We start from the raw sequence: 19,624 nt of genomic DNA on the forward strand, positions 1-19,624 counted from the left end.
TATTTTTTTATTCTTTCGTTTCAAAATGATCTTCACGATTTGGAACAACGAATAATAGTACTACCGTTATAGCGAGCGCTAACACTATTAGCATTACTTTAACGGCTTGAAGTGGAGCAAGTAGAATTGAAATACCCATCAGAATATAACTGCTTATTAGTATCTTCCATTTTTTGTGTTTAGGAATGGATTTCGTTTCAACGTAATCGGATGCATATATCTGATACAATTTAGTCTTCTTCAGCCAATCGTTAAACCTGTTGGAACTGTGTGCAAAACAATAGCCCGCTAACAATAAAAACGGTGTCGTCGGCAGCAACGGTAAAATTGCACCTGCTGAACCTAAAAGGAACGATAAAATCCCAACACTGATTAAAAAATGGCGTTTCATTTGCCTCATTCCTTTTCTTGATTATAAGCTAAACTATAAATGTATTCTTATCGCTGTCAATTCAATTCCATTTTTCGCGAGCAAATGGATTTGGTTCAGTAGGATCGCTTAATTCACCACGAAGATTCGGCTCATCAATTGTATTAATAAACGGGGTTCCATTTTGGACGTACTCCATAAATCCGATAGTTTCACCTTTGCGATTGGTAACTGGAAGATAAGTAATAAAAATTTTACGACCGTCATCTTTGCGTGTAAACCAATGCGTTTCACTCTTACGTGTTCCAGCTGCTAGCTCCCCAGCTAATTTGCCAACAAATCCTCGTAAATGTGGTGGATGGCAATCAATAAAGTGACTTCCTAAACTTGCTTTAGAACGATGAAACTCATCATGATCTTCATTGAAATATTGGAAACGTAAATCTGGTCCAACAAATGTAATTTCAACTGGTAACGTATTTAGAATTGCTTCGATTTGTTCAATCGTCAAAGATCCGCCTCTAAACTGGATACGAGGCTCTAAGTCTTCTAACTTTGGTGCAGCCTCGGGATCAATCTCACCTCTAGCTATACCTAAAGCATAGTCCAACGCTTCTTGTGCTCCCCGTGAAGAAAAAGTTGCTCCAGAAATCGAGTCAACTTGAGTAGATTGACTGCGCAAAATTTTTGCAATAATATCTTCTATTGCTTTACCGCCGATATCAGCCGTTTCTTTTCCTTGGTACTCAATTTTTTCAATTTTATTTTCACTAACAGTGACATTCAGATTAATTTCACCTTTATATCCATCTCCGTTCCCACTGTAGGTTCCGGATGTGAAATGGTGCTCAATCGTCCCCGTTTTTTCATTAAATTCGCCATCAATTGGAGCCCGTTCACCGCGTGCAACTCCTAATGCATACTCTACAGCCCGCAAAGTACCTTCTGAAGCATATGTAGCACCAGAAACTGTATCAATTTCTACCGACTGTTGTTTAATGATTTCTTCTACCATTTTCGCTACAGCTACGCCACCTTTGTTAGGGGTTTCATTTTCTGAGTAATTAATTTTTACTATTTTTTCTCCATCTACTTCTACATCCACGGTAATATAATCATGATACCCTGTTGCTCTTCCTTTGTACGTGCCTGATTTAAGATTATTCATATTAACCTCCTTGGTTTTGTTATTAATTTCACAATTCCTTTACTTCCCTAGTATATGTTGAAAAGAAATTTAAAAACTTGATTTAAATCAAGTTTTTAAATTTCTACAGAAAAATCTCACATAGCTTTTAGAGTATGTTAAAATGCAACCATATACATTTTACGGCATTTTATATTTATAGATGGGTGGGTGTAAAAAATCGAACAAAGCAGTATCAACCTTATGGGAACGCAGATTAACCTTTCAATCAAGCATCCTATGGCAGATGAACTATTGGAAAAAGCTAACCACATGCTGGTAGATTACGAAATGCGCTTCAGCGCAAATAATTCTAAAAGCGCTTTAATGCGCGTGAACCAACAAGCAGGAATACAGCCGGTTCATGTCGATTCAGATCTATATGAATTGATTCAATTTGGTCAAAAATACAGTTTATCTTCAAAACTTGCACTTAACATCACAATTGGACCGCTCGTTAAACTATGGAAAATTGGCTTTACAGACGCGCATGTACCTGAACAAAAAGAAATTGAAGAACGACTAAAGCTCATTGATCCAACTGACATTGAATTAGATGACGTAAAAAAAACGGTCTATTTAACAAAAAAAAGGATGGAATTAGATCTTGGTGCCTTAGCAAAAGGCTATTTTGCCGATAATCTCAAAAAGTTTTTTCAAAGTGAAGGTGTTCAAAGCGGCATAGTGGATCTAGGCGGAAATGTTTTGACTATTGGAGAAAATCCAAAATACGAAGATGGCTATTGGCGTGTAGGTATTCAAGAACCTTCGTCAAATCGTGGGGATTTAGTTGGAGCTGTATTGGTAAAAGACAAGTCAGTGGTTACATCTGGTATTTATGAACGCTCACTTAACGTGTCTGAAAAAAAATACCACCATATTTTTGATTCAACAACCGGCTATCCGATTGAAAATGAATTAGCCAGTGTAACCATCGTTTCAGATGAGTCGATTGATGGCGAATTATGGACAACCTTGTTATTTGGACTTGATTCCACTGCTGCTATCCACTATATCGACAGCATTCCTGGCATCGAAGCGCTGCTTATTACAAAAAATAATGAGGTGAAAATGTCTCGTGGCATTATGCCGTATGTTGTTTTATTTTAAGAACTTATCCTGATGAAACTAAAAAATCGTCTTATTTTTAAAATAGTCCATCCACTCCGAATGTAGTATGGTATCATCTATATTTAGTAGACCATTTATCAAGAACCAAGCTAAATCATTAGGACTCTGAAAGTGATAATAATCCAGTACTGAAAGGAGGTGAAATGAAGTGCTAACCACTATCTTAGAAGACCCACTGTACTTACAATTTGCTTTTGCCGGCTGTATAGCATTAGCCATTTTGACATTACCGTTAAAAGATATTATCAGCATCGGTTTTTACGACATCAGTGATTTCTTTGTCACAGGTATGATTGCTTTTTTCATTACATATGGGGTTCTAGTGACCAACCTTGCAACAGTGTCCCTTTGGTTGTTTGTGGGTATCTTTCTTGCCGTAATGGTTGTCATTATGCTCATGAATATTCTCGTTATCCTGCCCTTTAAGAGTCGTGCAGAAAATTCAAATATTACTTCAATCCATGATTTAGAAGGCAAAGAAGCGACGGTATCCATTCCGATCACGCTTAACGGAACAGGCGAAGTTATCGTCTCTACTGGTTTTACACGAGTTAATAAAATGGCTAAAATCTATGACAATACCGATAACATAACCGAGATTCTAAAAAAGGAAAATGTATTGGTCATGGATGTCAGCAACAACATTCTTTATGTCCTTCCCTACACAAACAGCATTAAAGCCATTGGCAAACCAACGCCGACATGGAATAAGAAACAAAAAAAATAACTACACCATCAAAAACAGATACGAGAAAGTAGGAATATATACATGAACTCAACATTATTTGCAACCGTTGGCGCAGTTGTCATCGCAGTCGTTTTACTAGTCGCATTGGTTAGTCGTTACCGCACAGCCTCACCTGCAGAAGCCTTAATTATCAGCGGTACAGCATTGGGCGATAAAAATGTTTATATTGATCCCAATACAGGTAATAAGATGAAAATCGTTAGCGGAGGCGGGACATTCGTTTGGCCTATTATTCAATCCGTTCATAAGTTGTCATTACTGTCTTCTAAATTAGACGTTCGCACACCTGAAGTATATACCGAAGAAGGTGTTCCAGTCGCAGTTGACGGAACCGTTATCATTAAAATTGGATCTAACTCAGAAGACATTGCAACAGCTGCTGAACAATACCTTGGTAAATCAACAGAACAACTAGAAAGCGAAGCAAGAGAAGTTCTAGAAGGACACTTACGTTCGATTTTAGGGCGCATGACTGTTGAAGATATTTATCAAAACCGTGATAAATTCAACCAAAATGTCCAAGATGAAGCATCTGGCGATTTGGCTAAAATGGGATTAGTTATTTTATCTTTTACAGTAAAAGAAGTAACGGACAAAAACGGTTACCTAGATTCATTAGGTCAAGGACGTATTGCCGAAGTCAAACGAGATGCAGATATCAAAACAGCAAATGCGGATAAAGAAACACGTATTCAACGAGCACTAGCTGAACAATTATCTCAAGAAGCTGAATTGCAACGACAAACTGAAATTGCAGAAGCTGAAAAAGTGAAAAGTCTTCGCATATCTGAATATGGAAGAGAACAAAACATCGCAAAAGCTGAAGCTGAAAGTGCCTATGACTTAAAGAAAGCTGAATTAAAGAAAAAAGTAATCATCGAAGAAGGTAACGCTCAAATTATTGAACGTGAAAAACAAATCGAATTGCAAGAAAAAGAAACCATCAAGCAAGAACGCGAATACGACGCAACTGTCCGTAAGAAAGCCGATGCTGAACGTTACTCTGTTGAACAACGTGCCGAAGCCGATAAAAACAAAGCCATTGCTGAATCTGAAGCGAGAGCCAAAGAAATTGAATTAAATGGTATGGCTCAAGCCGAAAGTATTCGTTTAATCGGTAAAGCTGAAGCAGACAGCAAGACCGCTTGGGCTGAAGCCTTGAAACAATACGGCGATGAAGCCATTGCAACACTTCTAATTGAAGCTTACCCTGCAATTGTTCGTGCTGCAGCTGAACCATTAGGTAACATTGACAAAATTACGGTCGTTGACAGCGGAAACGGAAATGGTGCATCAGCTATTACCAAAACAGCCTTAAACACCTTGGCAGCTTCACAAGAAGCATTTAAAAACGCAACAGGCTTAGACATCAATAGTTTAATCAGCTCATTTGCTGGAACAAAGAATGTGGGTCGTCAAATCAACAACCTAAACGATACGTTGAGCCAAACGACAATCGTAGCTGAAGAACCAATTATCACTGACGATTCAGAAAAAATCATTTAAACACCTGCATCAATGCACGGCTAGGAGCCTTGTGGCGGTTCGATTCCGCCTCGTGTATTATAACTGTACCAAAGGCATTCCAAAAACTATCCCTATGAAAAATCTTTCGTTAAACGATTAATCTATGATCACAAATAGAATGGAAATATAAAACACAAATAAACTTATTCAGCTTACCTATCTTAGTGAACATGAGTGCTCTTCTAGCTATTTGAACCATTATAACTATTCTCAACAGTAACATCTATAGAAGTAAAAGAAATCATTTAATATTTTTGGAATATTTGCAGTTATTTTATTTAAATCTGAAAACTCAAATAATAATCATTTTATTTTGATATACTGAAACAAAAGATTTTAAGGAGGAAATTAGGTTGAAAGAAAAATTTCATGTTCAAAACTATTCGCTGAACAATTTATTAAATTATGTAGAAACAGATATGATTGCAGTTCCTGAAATCCAACGCCCTTTTGTATGGAAAGGTAGACAAGTTCGCGATCTTATTGATTCTCTTTATAATGGATATCCAGTTGGGTATTTAATTACATGGACGAAACCAAATATACGAACAAGAAACGGCCAAGTATCAAGTGGGCAACAACTACTGATTGATGGACAACAGAGAATTACCGCTCTTATGGCGGCAATAATGGGAAGAGAAATCATTACTAAACAATATCAAGAAAAGCATATAAAAATTGCTTTCAATCCCTTAGCTAAGAATGACGAAGAAAAATTCGCTGTTCAAACTCCTGCCCATGTAAAAAGTTCCAATTGGATTCCTGACATATCTATCATTATGAAAAATGACTTTGATCCGTTCTCTTTTATTCCTGAATATTGTCAAAAAAATCCAGAAGTTTCCGCGCAACAATTGTCTCCCAACATTCAAAAACTGTTAGATATAAAAAATATACAAGTAGGAATCATCCAGCTTTCAAATGAGTTGGAAATAGAAGAAGTGACAGAAATATTTATTCGCATTAACTCTAAAGGTACGACCTTAAATCAAGCAGACTTTGCTATGTCAAAAATATCTTCTGAAGATAAATACAATGGTGCGGTTATCAGAAATGCCATTGACTATTTTTGCCATGCTTTCGAAGACAACTATTTCCACAAAAAAATCACTGAACGAGATACAAATTTCGCTAACTCAGATTATTCTAAATATACGAGATGGGTTTCTGAAAAAAAAGGGGATCATATCTATACTCCAGGCTATTCCGATATTTTAAGAGTTGCATTTATGTCAGAATTTAATAAAGCAAAAATTTCGGACTTAGTGAGTTTGCTATCAGGAAGGGATTTTGAAAAAAGGATTTACTTAGAAGAAGTTGCTGAAGATAGTTTTCATTCTTTAGAAGATGGTCTTCATCGGACAATGAACGAACATAGTTATAAGAATTTTGAACTAGCTTTGCAATCTGCTGGTTTTGTGAACCAGAAATTAACAAATTCACAGATGACATTGAACTTCTCGTACGCACTTTATTTACTGTTAAAAAATAATCATTCACTTAACAATATGTCTATCACTAGAGGAATTCAAAAATGGTATGTTCTTACCACGCTCACTAGCCGCTACATTGGTTCACCAGAAAGTGCGATGAATCGTGATTTGCGTTTAATCCAAGAACGTGGTTTTGAAAGTTTTTTCAAAGAAGTAGAAAGTGCCGAGTTATCTGATACATTTTGGGAAATTGGTTTGGTGCAAAACTTGGAAACGAACTCATCCAATAGTCCTTATTTTAACGTCTACAAAGCAGCAATGATTCGTTCAAATAGTCAAGGTTTTCTCACCAAAGGTATCACTACAAAGAATTTATTAGATATCATTGGAGATATACATCATATTTTCCCAAAAAACTATTTGCAGAAAAATGGCTTCAATAATCGAAATGATTACAATCAAATCGCCAACTATACCTTTTTAGATAGGGAAACCAATATAAAAATTGGGAATAAATCTCCTCGCGACTACATTGGAACAGTAGTGGGACAAATTTATAGTAACAATCCAGTTATTGGTGATATCACAAATGAAATGGATCTTAATAAAAATCTCGAGCAAAACAGTATACCCTTCGACTTAGGTTCAATGGATGAGACAAATTATAAAGTCTTCCTAGAAAAGCGTCGCAAGTTAATGGCAATGAAAATAAAGAATTATTATTATTCTTTATAAAAAACAACTTTTTATTATACAATCTTTGACGTTGGTAAGTGAAACTTGCTAACGTTTTTTATGTCGTATTACTATGTAGTATACAACAGTACTTTTAACGTAAATGATGAATAATAAGTTTTTTCAGCAACTAATTTAATAATTAAAGATTTCAATTAAAATATAATTGGCTGCTAGCATTCTATCGCCATCCAGGAAAAATTCCAGGTATCCTTTCTTTCAGTCCTAATCGTTCCTCCCACAAATGATGAAAAATTTTCGTGAGATTTATCTTATTCACTATTTTACAGACTCATTACAAAGCATGAAGTTTTATTTTCAACACTCTCTTCTTGCCAATCTGTTCTTATATGCTAGTTTTTTTGGCAGGTTACATACCTAATTATTGGACAAAGAAGCTAAGTGCACCGTCCAGTCACTACTGTGGTCGGGAATGGCGTTCTCCAATAGATATGCCTCTATCGCTGGCACGCCTTCTATACCACCGTAACGATTATCAATGTTTTCCGCCAGTTCCATCATCTGACCACGACGGAATCGAATGGTCTCATCCAACCCCGGGTGCGGACCTTGCACTCCTTTTACCACCCAGTCCCGCACACTAGTTGGCCAAGCCAGTTTTTCGCCTCCGTGCGTCAAGCTGATAAGTATAAGCATACCTGGATGCGAACGGCAGCCAAAAATATGTATCAGCGTGGAAGTACTTTTGCCAAAGAGACGGGCAGAGACACTATCCAAGAACGGGTATTCATCCTTCCAATTCACTGCCTTTTTTTCAGCTTCTCTACCATCATCTTTTACCCTTTCGATTGCCTTCTTCTTGTCATTTTCCAACTTTACAGTTTGGAATGCTATGGCGACCGTACGCCAAAAATTTTCAGATGGCATTTCGTATCCCTCTTTCTTTAACTTTTACTTAATTATATTCTATATCTTAGATTCAAGAAAGCCAAAACAATAAAAAATATGAAGAACTTAACTCTCATTCCATATATTTTTAATATTTTATTATCAATCACTCATTGGCTGATATCTTATTTATCGAACTTAACATTTTGCCAAATTTCATGTATTGTAAGTAAGACACTAAAAATATACTTTTCTTCTATTGCATAGGATATTCCTACATAAATACATAATTCTTTTTTGTTCATATACTTCTTATTTCGATTAGCACATTATAGTTTTTTCTACTTGAACTGAAATAGAATCATCAATTAACTTTGTAATTTGTTCTTCCATTTTATTCCCATACAGATCTTCTCACTAAGTAATGGTATGACGTTTCAAGGGACTTTATTCAAACTATATTAAACTTTGTAGAATAATAAAAAGATACCTTTCAAAAATGGAAAGTGCCTTGAAATGTTGATATATTAACTTTTTGAAAATTGGTCAGCTTTACGCGCTTTTTTCAAAAACTTTTCTTATATTCAGCCATATATGGATCACAAGTTAATAGATTTGCTACTTTTAAGGACTACAGAAGTCTAAGTAAATTTTGTAATAACACACGAGATTTTCCGTGACAGACAGCCAATCCCCCATCATTTTAATAATACGGATTTCCCATCTATTTTTTAATGAAAACAACTAAATTTACACCGAAAAGATACCGACTCCTCTTAAAGAGAAATCGGTATCTGGTTTTTCTATTACCTGTTTTATCGTGATTCTTTTGGCGGTTGACTCATCTCACATTTGCGTTGATAGTTACCTTTAAATTTCTTAACTGTTTTTCAATCTTAATCTGATAGTTCTGACTTAGTTTTTACTTAGCACCTAAGAATATATCCGAAATAATGCGATTCTTTTTGATTCCTTTTTCCATATATTGTTTTTTTACAGACCTCATTATAGCAGTCACTCCTGAATTATAGTAATAAGCTGCATTACCATATTGTTCAGCTACTCCATCCAATTTCACAGCTGTTTCTTTTCGCGAAGCCATTTTATGTAACTGGATCATTGGATTGTTCATTGCAATAGCCTCGATTTCCTCTCCAAATAAATAGTATCCGGATGATGAATAAACTAGTTCTATTGGTCGATTAGTATTGATCTCTACTTGCTTTAACAATGCTCGGATTGGTGTTATGCCAACACCACTCATAACGATTGGCGAAGTTTCATCTTGAATCTTAAGCCAACCGAATGGTCCACGTAATGCTACTTTTTCATTAGGTTTCATCGTCAGCAAAGCTTGTTTAAAACTACTGATTTCTTTTCTAGTCCGTGTACCAACTAAAATAAACCCTTTTTCTGGTATAGAAGCTATTGAAAATAAACGGTATTTTCTGCCTTCGATTTTTTTACTTGGCAAAGTAAAGATTTCATGCTCTCCTGGTACCCAAGTTAAGCCCGCATCAATTTTGATCTTGACGGTATAATAATCATCGTGCGGGTTTTCAATACTTTCAACTATAAATTCACCCCTATTAATTACACCTTTTATATCTTTAAGTTTCATTTCTCTTCCCCCTATCTTGTATTGTCTTATAAGTACACCCAATTAGTTAACACTCTTTCTAAAGTTTACTAATTCAAGTTTTTTACATGTAACTTTTTTAATACTGCCTATAATTTCAAATGACTCTTGCACAAATTGTAAGCGCTTTTCGTTTTGGCGTCAATTTACAAGTTTAATTCCAATTTATAAAATAGTGAACTGTATGAAATTCATACTCCGAACGTATCTATTTGCTCTAACGGAAATATAAATTTTTCTTCATCACGAGTTAGACTTTAACAAGGTAGAGAAGATTTATACTTGCTAATTAACTTCATACTTACGGCTAGGAGTGCTATGATAAAATAAAACTACTACCGGTAAAGAAAGAAGTGAATCTATTGAAGAAAATTAATGTCGTTGGCGCCATTTTAATAGAAAACGGAAAGATTTTGTGTGCGCAACGAGGCAAAGGTAAATCGTTAGCTTACTTATGGGAATTTCCTGGTGGAAAAATAGAAACTGGAGAAACACCGCAAGAAGCCCTAATTCGTGAGCTACAAGAAGAGTTAATGATTGAGGTGGAAGTGCAATCTGAAAAATTTGAAGAAACAAGTTACCAATATGACTTTGGTTTAGTAACTTTAACTACCTTCATTTGTTTTTTGAAAAAAGGCACACCACAATTAACGGAGCATATCGCTGTAGAATGGCTAGCACCTAAAGAATTGAATACACTAGAATGGGCACCTGCGGATATACCAGCCGTTGAGAAATTAATGGAAATGGAAACAATACGATGACAGATATTTTAGAGCGTTCTTTAAAAAAAGCTTTTATAGACCAAAAAATTGAAGGTTCTTTATATGACCCTCAAATGATCTTCAATGATACGGAAAAAAAGCAGTATATGCTAAATGTGTTGCAAAATGAATTGGATACTTGTAATGAATTCTTTTTTTCAGTGGCTTTTTTAACTCAAGGTGGACTAGCAGCGCTAAAAACACAATTAGCTGACTTACATACTCGAGGAATTAAAGGAAAAATTTTAACTTCAACTTATTTAGCCTTTAATCAGCCCGCTGTCTTTGAAGACTTAATAAAGTTTCCTAATGTAGAAGTGCGCATTTCAGAAAAACAAGGGTTTCATTCCAAAGGGTATCTATTTAAACAATCAGGGTATCATTCTTTTATCATCGGAAGTTCCAACTTAACCATGAGTGCTTTAAAGACGAACTACGAGTGGAATGTCCGTTTAACTTCCTATGACCATGGGCAGATGATTCAAGACATCCAATTACATATGGAACAAGAATGGCAAGCAGCCCAAGTATTAACTTCCCAATGGGTTTATAATTATAAAAAGACTTATCAACCAATGACGTACTACAAAGAAGTCAGCACAATCCAAGATCCAGCTCTTATTGATGAGTCCACTTCTTACATCGTGACTAAGCCTGATCCTAATAATATGCAAAAAGCAGCTCTATTCAATCTAAAAGAATTACGGAAAACTGGAGCCCAAAAAGGATTGGTCATTTCTGCTACAGGAACTGGAAAAACGTATTTATCAGCTTTTGATGTTTTACAAGCTAAACCTAAACGCGTTTTATTTATCGTTCACCGAGAACAAATTCTTAACAAAGCCAAAAGTGTTTTTCAAGAAATTCTTGGAGAACAAAAGGATGATTATGGAATTCTCTCGGGAAATAAAAAAGAAATAACAGCAACTTATTTATTTGCTACTATTCAAACGATTTCAAAAGATGCGGTTATGCAACAATTTGCTAAAGATCACTTCGATTACATTCTAATTGATGAAGTGCATAAAGCTGGTGCTTCTTCCTATCATCGCGTAATCGATTATTTTAAGCCCAATTTTTTACTAGGTATGACAGCTACTCCTGAACGAACTGATGGATTTAATATTTTCGAGTTATTTGATTACAATATTGCTTATGAGATCCGCCTTCAAGAAGCTCTAGAAGAAAATATGCTTTCCCCCTTTCATTATTTTGGAGTGACCGATTATGTAAAAGATGGAGAATTAATTTCTGAATCAACAAATTTGAAAATTTTGGTTGAAGAAGAACGTGTCACGTATTTACTAGAAAAGCTCCAGTATTATGGTTGTTCTGGTAACATTCCTAAAGGGCTAGTTTTTTGTAGTCGTAAAGAGGAAGCTAAAACATTGTCTACGCTATTCCAACAAAAAGGACATCCTAGTACTTACCTAACAGGAGAGCATTCACTTGAGGAGCGAGAAAGACAAGTTGAACGGTTAGAAAATGGCGAGATTGAATACATCTTTACAGTAGATATTTTTAATGAAGGAATTGATATTCCCAAAATTAATCAAGTGGTCATGCTTCGAAATACCCAATCGAATATCATTTTTGTGCAACAATTAGGCCGTGGATTAAGAAAAGATCCTTCAAAAGAATTCGTTACTGTAATTGATTTTATCGGAAACTACAAAAACAATTATATGATTCCAATGGCTTTATCCGGCGATGTCTCTAGGGATAAAAATAATTTACGCAAAGATACTTTTGACACGAACTTTATTTCAGGCGTTTCTTCTATCAATTTTGAAAAAATTGCAAAACAACAAATCTTCTCTTCAATTAATCAAGCTTCCATGGATAGCATGAGTGAATTAAGAAAATCATTCCAATTGCTTTATAATCGCCTTGGCCGGGTGCCTTACTTAAAAGATTTTGAAGAACAACATACGATCGATCCTTTGCTAGTTGCCAATAAAAAATTAAGCTATTACGATTTCCTAGTCAGTATAAAACAAAGTGAAGGAACACTTTCTGAGTTAGAAAACCGATTCTTAATGATTGCTTCAAGAGAATGGTTACCAGGAAAAAGAAAACAAGAATTAGTATTGCTAGAAAAAATGATGAGTGAACCTGAAAATAGTCTATCTTTAAAAGGAATCCAACAGCTATTTATAGAGAACGGGATTTTAGCAGACGAAGAAACGATAAATTCTGTACTGAATACATTAGATTTGTCCTTTTATACTGGTTCTATGGCAGCTACTTATAAGAAACAAGCCTTTATCGTACGAACAGAAAACAACGTGTCCTTGTCTTCTCTGTATAAAGAAGCATTAGTAAATGAATACTTTGCGTATATGATGTCGGATGTTCTTGCAACAGGGCTGCTTAAATCTAAAGCTTATTCTACGTCAGAACTTTTAACGCGTTACCAAAAATACAAACGAAAAGAAGTTTTACGTTTGCTAAATTGGGACAAACAAATGGTAGACCAGAACGTTGGTGGCTATACATCAAGCAAAGACGAATTTGTTATTTTCGTAACGCTGAAAAAAGGCGAAAACTTCACAGGAGCACAAATGGCTTATGAAGATGAGTTGATCGATTATTCCACAATGAAGTGGTTCACGAAATCTCCAAGAACAATGTCCTCTCCTGAAGTGCAGAAATTAATGGAGGCTGAGAAATGGCATATACGCGTCTTTGCTAAGAAATCGGATAACGAAGGAACAGAATTTTATTATTTAGGAGAAGTAAAACCAGTAAAAGAATCTATTATAGAGTTAGAAAAAACACTTCAAAATGGTAAAAAGAAAAAAGTTGTAGAGATGTTTTTGAAGTTTTTAGAACCAATTGATGTAACCTTATATCGATATTTAGAAGCTGGACAAGAGTGATGTTGGGAATGAAGGTCATCGTATAAGTATTGAATTGATCTTTTAACTATTTTAATTTAGAATTCGATGTATCAAAAAAAGCAGCAGCTGAAATCAGCTGCTGCTCTTTTTTGATATACCATGGTTTACTTATTAAATATCTTCGGACCTTTGCGCATGTTTTTCATATCATTCTTTGGATCAGTTGTTTGTTTAGACTTTCCGCCACCTGCTTGTTTCTTTTTAATGATCTCTAACATTTTCTCTTTTGAATTCACTTATCACACCACCTTGTTAGTGTAACACTAAATACTTTCAGTGAGATAAGAGGAATAATGACTACTTTAATGGGATGATTCTCTCTCTATCCTAGTGAGTTCTTAGAATGATTAATCCATTCTCAAGACACCACTATTTATTAAATCCATTATTTTTTTCTATATCCTTTGCCCACCATCACAATATCTGGTTTTACATTCATCATTAAATAATACAGGATAAATCGCGAAGTAACAAACAAATTTTTGTTTATTGAGCAGATAATTTGTCCAATAAATGTCAGTAATTTATATTAGAATGGAATTTAAGATAAGCAACAGAAAAGAGACTCTTGTAACCACAAGAATCTCTTTCTTAAAATGTTCAATAATATAGTTTAAAGAAGATGCTTAAAAATTGAAATCATCATCTTCATTTTTATTCTCTGCTTTAAACAGCCAACGTGCTAAACAAACTACTAAAGTTACTAATATCGTTATAAAAATAAGTTTACCTAAGAAGAAAATCATTTTATCACCTACTTATTAGTATCAACAATTGCTTCACCTGTTTGTACTTCAACCCAACCATGTTCTAAACGTGCTTCTACTTCTTTTAACTTGATCAATTCTTCTGAAATGGATTCTGATAATTTTTTATTTGCTTCAGCCTCTGCTTCTGCTGCTTTTACTTTTTGATAGGCTAAGCTATCCGCTTTTGTTTTTGCTGTATCAGCTTCTAAGAGAGCTTTTTCTTTTTCTTGACCAGCTTTGATGATCTCATCAATTGATTTTTGTGTTTCAGCATCTACATCTGGTACCCCAAAAGCAACATCTTCTACCAGAAATCCTTTTGGTTCAACTGCTTTAGTGAAATCTTCTAAAATGGATTGCTGAACTTCTGTTGATTTCGATCCCGTTACATCCAATAAACTATATCTGGCTACTACAGCACGAGAGGATTTAAGCAATTGTGCTTTTAACCAATTGGCTTCAATGTCTTCTACATTAATACTACCAAATTCTTTAAATACATCAGAAACTTTTTTTGAATCTACTTTATAGGCATATGTAATAGATACATGTGTAGCTTTTCCATCTTCTGTTGCTAAATTTAATTTTTCTGCTTTAACCGTTTGTAATCGAATAGGATACTGGGTTACTTTATCCAGACCTACAAATTTAACCCCTTGACTTAAAGTTTGATCTTTCACTCCGCCATTCATTGAATAACGAACACCTACATAACCATTTTCTATTTTTTCAAAAAACACTAAAAATCCGCCTACCAATAAGATAATTACTAGAATACCAATGATTAATCCTTTGATTTTTTTGATGCTATTCTTATCGTATTCTTTTTCGTTCAATTCTATGTCCTCTTTTCTTTTTCAACTAAATGATTGTCTTAATAACGAATATTTTTCTTTACTCTCTTACAACTTACCACCCCGTGTAACTGTTTACTGCAATGCACAAAAAGAAATACACAGGCTTTTCTGCTGTAAGCCTGTATATTCTTTTCGACATACTTTTTCTTTTACGAGTTGACTCTATGTACCTCATCTCTTCCCATAAAAAATCATCTTAATTATTATACCAAAGAAAGGAATAAAAACGATGGATTCTTTAAATATTTAAGCTTCATTACAAAGGTTACTTTAGTTTACTTGATTTGTTAAATTATTTTTTTAATATCTAATATGTAATTTTACAATCTTCATTGAATCATACATAATAAAACATGAAGTAACAAAATATTTTACACTCTCTAAACATCTTTTCTCTATGGTCTTAATCAATAAAATATCTTAGCATATCTATTATTCTAAATAAATTTGTTCATTCAGGAGGATTTTATGAAAAATTTCGTTACACAAACATGGTTATTAGAAAATTATTCAAATGATAACTTAATCTTACTTGATGCTCGCGCAGAATTAAATGATCCAAAAGCCGGATATAATCAATATAAAAAAGGACATCTAAAAAGAGCTCAGTTCGTCTCTTTAGAAGATACAATGACTGGAAAAGTCAGCAAGCATGGCGGTCGGCATCCTTTGCCAGATATGGAAGTATTTATTAAAGAAATGAAGCAGCTGGGAATTTCTGACTCTTCTACAGTAATCATTTATGATAACGGGGATCTGGCGATGGCAGGCAGATTATGGTGGTTGTTAAGATATGCTGGTAAAGATAAGGTATTTTTATTAGAAGGCGGTATAAAACATTGGGTCGATAATGAATTAGAAATTACTACAGTTATTGCCGAGCCGCAATCTTCTGGAGCTCTAAGTTTGAATTTAAATGAATCCATGATTGCAGAACACTCTGAAGTAAAGGCTGCTGTTGACTTAGAACAAACAGTAATAATCGATTCCAGAGCATATGAACGGTATTCTGGACAAGTGGAACCATTAGATAAATTACCTGGACACATCCCCAGTGCTTTAAACTATCCTTGGATGGATTTAGTTGATGAAGGTACTATAATAGACAGCAAAAATATAAACGAAAAGTTCAAATCTCTGGAAGAATATAAGGATATTATCGTTCACTGCGGATCTGGAATAACTGGGACAGTAAATGTGTTGTTTATGGAAGAAGCTGGATTGGAGCCGAGGCTATACCCAGGAGGCTACAGTGACTGGGTCAGTTACGAAAACAATCAAGTGGTAAAAGACTAAAACTCAGGGAAAACATTGTCAGATTTTTATGTAAAAAAAAGGAACTGCCATATAAGCAGTTCCTTTTTGATGTATATATAAAGTAAATTTACAGTTTGAGAACTGTGAAGCTTTACAAGCTTTCTTAAGATCTGGTTTCTTACGTTCAACCATACGTGGGTCACGAGTGAATAGTCCTGCAGCATTTAATGGTTCACGTCTGGGTCAATAATACCTATTTTTGTTAAATCTTCTAATAACTGGTTCATTCTAAGCCTTTTTCATTCTCACTCATGATTAAAATTGCTGACCCTTTCAATATAACAAATCCTTCATTTGTAAATAATAGAATGGGTAAGCTAATCTGTTTGGTGCTTGTTATTTGCTAGAAACAGATATAGTATATCGCATCAAAATGAACAGAAAATCATTTTCAGTGAGCGTATGAAATGACATAAAGTAAGCAACATAGTAAACTAAAGAGTACTAGTAGACATCATCTATCCAAAAATCATTTATCAACTAATGTACACAATTACAGGAGGAGTAACGATCATCATGAACCTAACTGACTTATTGAAATCGGTAGAGATCGACTCTATCCGTCCTAATCAGATTGAAACAGAATTAAATGAAATCGATATTAACAAAATCACGTATCACTCAAAAGAAGTAGAGACAGATACGTTATTTGTCTGCATTAAAGGCCACCAAACTGATGGGCATAACTATGCAAAACATGCGGTAAGCCAAGGTGCAACGGTTATCATTGTCGAGCAATTTATTGAAGACCTCGATGTTCTTCAACTTAAAGTCTCAAATAGTCGTGAAGTTTTGGCTATCTTATCGAGTAATTTTTTTGACCAGCCTTCGAAATCGATGAGCCTATTCGGCGTAACAGCTACTAATGGGAAAACAACAATTACCTATATGACTGAAGAAATCTTCAAAGCTTATCAATTGAAATCCGGTATAATAGGAACTATTGTAGTTAAAATCGATAAAGAAATTGAAATGAGTCGATTAACTACTCCGGAATCTTATGATTTGCAACAGTATTTTGCAAAAATGAGGGATCAAGAAATCACATATGTTTCCATGGAAGTTTCTTCCTCCGCACTAGAACTTAAACGCGTTTATCATACAGACTTTGATGTGGTAGCCTTTACGAATATCAGCCCTGAACATATCCAACTGCATGACTCATTTGAGGCTTACTTTGATGCTAAAGCCTCATTAATAAGGAATGCTTCTAAAATGAGTACCGCTATCTTAAATCTTGACGAACAGCTGCTTATCCCTTTAGCAGAAGAGACCGCAGCTCAAGTTGTTACTTTTGGGATTGAAAATAAATCCGGTACGATTACCGTCTCAGATATTCGCTTCTCATCGGGCATGCCCTCATTTAAAGTGACGATTCAAGAACCCTTTAATACCCTAAGTGGCGAAAGAATTGAGCCAACCAGTTTTGACTTAGAACTGTCAATCCCAGGCTATCATTCTATATATAATGCGCTCACAGCGCTTGTTACTGGCCTAGTTAATGACATACCGCTTGAGTATGTCCAACGAGGAATTAAGAACTTTCGAGGTGTAGAAAGACGCTTTCAAATCCTCTATGATAAAGAATTTAAAGTCATCGACGACTTGTTATTGAATCAAAACAACATCGATTCATGCATGGAAACCATCAATCATTTAGATTACAATGAGCTGCACCTTGTACATGCCCTACGAGGAAGTAATGGTCCTGCGCATAGTACAGAAATTGCAGAGTCTTTAGCAAAATGGTTCCACGAACTGAAAATTTCTAAGATTATTTTAACGACCGCGTCCTCACATGTAGCCAAAAAAGATGCAGTCACAGATGAGGAATTAGCTGCTTTCTTAAAAGTAATGAAACAATCTAACATTGAGGTTACCTTTTCAACAGAACTCGATGATGCTCTGAGATTCGGCGTTGAAAGATTGAATGAAGAGGATGTTCTACTCATCTCAGGGGCGCACTCAATGGATCAAGGCGCAAGAAAAACCCTTGAATTGCTAAAAGAAATCTATCCCACAGTTGATTATGAAGCGATTGATCAAGTTTTAGAGAATAAATTCATTGGAATAGATTCTTTCAAAGTAGCTGAGAAAATCAAAAATTTCAGTTTAGGAATTTAAAAATAATCTATCGGATAAAACAAAAAGAAACCCTAGTCTAAAAGTTAATAGACTAGGGTTTCTTTTTGTTTTTTAGTACTTTATGAAGGGTTATTTATTAAAGATTTTTGGACCTTTACGCATGTTTTTAAGATCATTTTTTGGTGTGTTGGTTTGTTTAGATCTGCCGCCACCTGCTTGTTTCTTTTTAATGATCTCTAACATTTTCTCTTTTGAATTCACTCTTTACACCGCCTTTGTCAACAGTACACACAATCTGAGTGCTGTTTACTGTTATGATCGATTATTAGCTTTATATCTTGCCTTTATGCCAGAAAAAAAGCACCAGCAAGATGCCGATGCTTTAACTCTATAGATTTTTTGTCAACTGAGGAATTAACCCAAATTGGACAAAAAACATCTGAAAACGTTGATACAATAGAGTATTGATTAACGTTTTGAGAATTGTGAAGCTTTACGCGCTTTTTTCAAACCTGGTTTTTTACGTTCAACCATACGTGGGTCACGAGTTAATAGACCTGCAGCTTTTAAAGCGCCGCGGAAATCTGGATCAACTTGTAATAACGCACGAGAGATACCGTGACGGGCAGCTCCTGATTGTCCAGTGAATCCACCACCATTTACGTTTACATGTACGTCATAGCTACCTAAAGTTTCTGTAAGAGCTAAAGGTTGTTTAATAACTTCGTGTAAATATGGGAATGGGATATATTCAGTGATATCTTTTTTGTTCATGATGATTTTTCCAGTACCTGGTACTAAACGTACGCGGGCAGTTGAATTTTTACGTCTTCCTGTTGCAATGTATTGTGCTTGTGCCATAGATATTCCCTCCTTAAATTAAGTTTGTGATGTCTAATACTTCAGGTTGTTGCGCTTGGTGATTGTGTTCTGCTCCACCGTAAACATGTAATTTCATGCCTTGAGCGCGACCTAAAGTATTTTTAGGAAGCATACCTTTGACAGATAATTCGATTAATTTACGAGAATCTTTAGCACGTAATGCACCAGCAGAGATTTGTTTCAATCCACCTGGGTTACCGTCGATGTTACGAGAATAGATTTTGTCAGTTGCTTTTTTACCAGTTAATTTTGTTTTGTCAGCGTTGATTACAATTACAAAATCCCCTGTATCAACATTAGGTGTGTAAGTTGGTTTATTTTTACCACGTAAAATAGCTGCGACTACACTTGACATACGTCCCATAGGGATATCAGTTGCGTCTACCACATACCATTTACGTTCTACTTCATTTGGTTTTGCCATATAAGTTGTACGCACGTTTTATTCC

Annotated in this window: 17 protein-coding genes and 1 pseudogene; 8 read left to right on the forward strand and 10 right to left on the reverse strand. The window is 35.0% G+C overall.

Annotated elements, in window-relative coordinates; genetic code table 11:
- Nucleotides 1-7 precede the first annotated feature (7 nt).
- Both BP18_RS10225 and BP18_RS10230 read right to left on the reverse strand, forming a co-directional pair.
- On the reverse strand, nucleotides 8-391 hold the full coding sequence (locus tag BP18_RS10225; RefSeq protein ID WP_029277804.1) for a YbaN family protein: 384 nt from the start codon (nucleotides 389-391) through the stop codon (nucleotides 8-10).
- 61 nt (nucleotides 392-452) lie between these two features.
- Nucleotides 453-1,538, reverse strand: a complete 1,086-nt coding sequence (locus tag BP18_RS10230; RefSeq protein WP_029277806.1) for an FMN-binding protein — start codon at nucleotides 1,536-1,538, stop codon at nucleotides 453-455.
- Between the two features lie 222 nt (nucleotides 1,539-1,760).
- On the opposite strand from BP18_RS10230, the gene BP18_RS10235 reads away from it, so the two are divergent.
- From BP18_RS10235 to BP18_RS10250, 4 genes are all read left to right on the forward strand, one after another.
- Complete coding sequence (locus BP18_RS10235) at nucleotides 1,761-2,666, forward strand: FAD:protein FMN transferase (protein WP_029278522.1); 906 nt, start codon at nucleotides 1,761-1,763, stop codon at nucleotides 2,664-2,666.
- A 169-nt stretch (nucleotides 2,667-2,835) separates the two neighbouring features.
- Nucleotides 2,836-3,414 (forward strand): membrane protein, encoded by a 579-nt coding sequence (locus tag BP18_RS10240; RefSeq protein WP_029278520.1) that lies wholly within the window; start codon nucleotides 2,836-2,838, stop codon nucleotides 3,412-3,414.
- Nucleotides 3,415-3,456: 42 nt separating this feature from the next.
- Nucleotides 3,457-4,941 (forward strand): flotillin family protein, encoded by a 1,485-nt coding sequence (locus BP18_RS10245; RefSeq protein WP_029278518.1) that lies wholly within the window; start codon nucleotides 3,457-3,459, stop codon nucleotides 4,939-4,941.
- A gap of 374 nt (nucleotides 4,942-5,315) precedes the next feature.
- Nucleotides 5,316-7,130: a DUF262 domain-containing protein gene (locus tag BP18_RS10250; RefSeq protein WP_035050610.1), complete on the forward strand. Its 1,815-nt coding sequence runs from the start codon at nucleotides 5,316-5,318 to the stop codon at nucleotides 7,128-7,130.
- Between the two features lie 378 nt (nucleotides 7,131-7,508).
- Here the strand turns inward: BP18_RS10250 and BP18_RS10255 are convergent, their stop codons facing one another.
- Nucleotides 7,509-8,018: a hypothetical protein gene (locus BP18_RS10255; protein WP_029277864.1), complete on the reverse strand. Its 510-nt coding sequence runs from the start codon at nucleotides 8,016-8,018 to the stop codon at nucleotides 7,509-7,511.
- 883 nt (nucleotides 8,019-8,901) lie between these two features.
- Nucleotides 8,902-9,600: an FAD-dependent oxidoreductase gene (locus BP18_RS10260; protein WP_051669254.1), complete on the reverse strand. Its 699-nt coding sequence runs from the start codon at nucleotides 9,598-9,600 to the stop codon at nucleotides 8,902-8,904.
- Nucleotides 9,601-9,980: 380 nt separating this feature from the next.
- Here BP18_RS10260 and BP18_RS10265 point away from each other — a divergent pair, with 380 nt between their 5' ends.
- Both BP18_RS10265 and BP18_RS10270 read left to right on the forward strand, forming a co-directional pair.
- Nucleotides 9,981-10,382, forward strand: a complete 402-nt coding sequence (locus BP18_RS10265) for a (deoxy)nucleoside triphosphate pyrophosphohydrolase (RefSeq protein ID WP_035050611.1) — start codon at nucleotides 9,981-9,983, stop codon at nucleotides 10,380-10,382.
- Entirely contained in the window at nucleotides 10,379-13,264 is a 2,886-nt protein-coding gene (locus tag BP18_RS10270) for a DUF3427 domain-containing protein (RefSeq protein ID WP_029277869.1), read from the forward strand. Before BP18_RS10265 ends, BP18_RS10270 begins: the two co-directional genes overlap by 4 nt.
- A 125-nt stretch (nucleotides 13,265-13,389) precedes the next feature.
- Here the strand turns inward: BP18_RS10270 and BP18_RS12960 are convergent, their stop codons facing one another.
- Both BP18_RS12960 and BP18_RS10280 read right to left on the reverse strand, forming a co-directional pair.
- Nucleotides 13,390-13,521 (reverse strand): hypothetical protein, encoded by a 132-nt coding sequence (locus BP18_RS12960; protein ID WP_013712002.1) that lies wholly within the window; start codon nucleotides 13,519-13,521, stop codon nucleotides 13,390-13,392.
- A 518-nt stretch (nucleotides 13,522-14,039) separates the two neighbouring features.
- A complete protein-coding gene (locus BP18_RS10280; protein WP_226776535.1) occupies nucleotides 14,040-14,870 on the reverse strand; it encodes an SPFH domain-containing protein in 831 nt (276 codons plus the stop codon).
- Nucleotides 14,871-15,359: 489 nt separating this feature from the next.
- Between BP18_RS10280 and BP18_RS10285 the strand changes: the two genes are divergently transcribed.
- Entirely contained in the window at nucleotides 15,360-16,187 is an 828-nt protein-coding gene (locus tag BP18_RS10285) for a sulfurtransferase (RefSeq protein ID WP_029277873.1), read from the forward strand.
- Between the two features lie 96 nt (nucleotides 16,188-16,283).
- Here BP18_RS10285 and rpsI (BP18_RS12875) read toward each other — a convergent pair.
- Nucleotides 16,284-16,385, reverse strand: a pseudogene (gene rpsI, locus BP18_RS12875) (30S ribosomal protein S9); the annotation flags it as partial.
- Between the two features lie 339 nt (nucleotides 16,386-16,724).
- Between rpsI (BP18_RS12875) and BP18_RS10290 the strand changes: the two are divergent.
- A complete protein-coding gene (locus BP18_RS10290) occupies nucleotides 16,725-18,332 on the forward strand; it encodes a Mur ligase family protein (protein WP_029277875.1) in 1,608 nt (535 codons plus the stop codon).
- A 90-nt stretch (nucleotides 18,333-18,422) separates the two neighbouring features.
- Here BP18_RS10290 and BP18_RS12965 read toward each other — a convergent pair whose 3' ends face one another.
- The 3 genes from BP18_RS12965 to rplM form a co-directional block, all read right to left on the reverse strand.
- Nucleotides 18,423-18,554 (reverse strand): hypothetical protein, encoded by a 132-nt coding sequence (locus BP18_RS12965; protein ID WP_007722171.1) that lies wholly within the window; start codon nucleotides 18,552-18,554, stop codon nucleotides 18,423-18,425.
- A gap of 207 nt (nucleotides 18,555-18,761) precedes the next feature.
- Nucleotides 18,762-19,154: a 30S ribosomal protein S9 gene (gene rpsI / locus BP18_RS10300; protein WP_007722172.1), complete on the reverse strand. Its 393-nt coding sequence runs from the start codon at nucleotides 19,152-19,154 to the stop codon at nucleotides 18,762-18,764.
- A gap of 13 nt (nucleotides 19,155-19,167) precedes the next feature.
- Complete coding sequence (gene rplM, locus BP18_RS10305) at nucleotides 19,168-19,614, reverse strand: 50S ribosomal protein L13 (RefSeq protein WP_007722173.1); 447 nt, start codon at nucleotides 19,612-19,614, stop codon at nucleotides 19,168-19,170.
- Nucleotides 19,615-19,624 lie beyond the last annotated feature (10 nt).

The sequence above is a fragment of the Carnobacterium jeotgali MS3 genome (genome assembly GCF_000745125.1).
Lineage (GTDB): Bacteria > Bacillota > Bacilli > Lactobacillales > Carnobacteriaceae > Carnobacterium_B > Carnobacterium_B jeotgali.

Bases quoted from the DNA above. Each gene is read 5' to 3' on its own strand.
- BP18_RS10225 (WP_029277804.1), bottom strand. From the start codon at position 391: ATGAAACGCCATTTTTTAATCAGTGTTGGGATTTTATCGTTCCTTTTA.
- BP18_RS10230 (WP_029277806.1), bottom strand. From the start codon at position 1,538: ATGAATAATCTTAAATCAGGCACGTACAAAGGAAGAGCAACAGGGTAT.
- BP18_RS10235 (WP_029278522.1), top strand. From the start codon at position 1,761: ATGGGAACGCAGATTAACCTTTCAATCAAGCATCCTATGGCAGATGAA.
- BP18_RS10245 (WP_029278518.1), top strand. From the start codon at position 3,457: ATGAACTCAACATTATTTGCAACCGTTGGCGCAGTTGTCATCGCAGTC.
- BP18_RS10255 (WP_029277864.1), bottom strand. From the start codon at position 8,018: ATGCCATCTGAAAATTTTTGGCGTACGGTCGCCATAGCATTCCAAACT.
- BP18_RS10260 (WP_051669254.1), bottom strand. From the start codon at position 9,600: ATGAAACTTAAAGATATAAAAGGTGTAATTAATAGGGGTGAATTTATA.
- BP18_RS10270 (WP_029277869.1), top strand. From the start codon at position 10,379: ATGACAGATATTTTAGAGCGTTCTTTAAAAAAAGCTTTTATAGACCAA.
- BP18_RS10285 (WP_029277873.1), top strand. From the start codon at position 15,360: ATGAAAAATTTCGTTACACAAACATGGTTATTAGAAAATTATTCAAAT.
- BP18_RS10290 (WP_029277875.1), top strand. From the start codon at position 16,725: ATGAACCTAACTGACTTATTGAAATCGGTAGAGATCGACTCTATCCGT.
- rpsI (WP_007722172.1), bottom strand. From the start codon at position 19,154: ATGGCACAAGCACAATACATTGCAACAGGAAGACGTAAAAATTCAACT.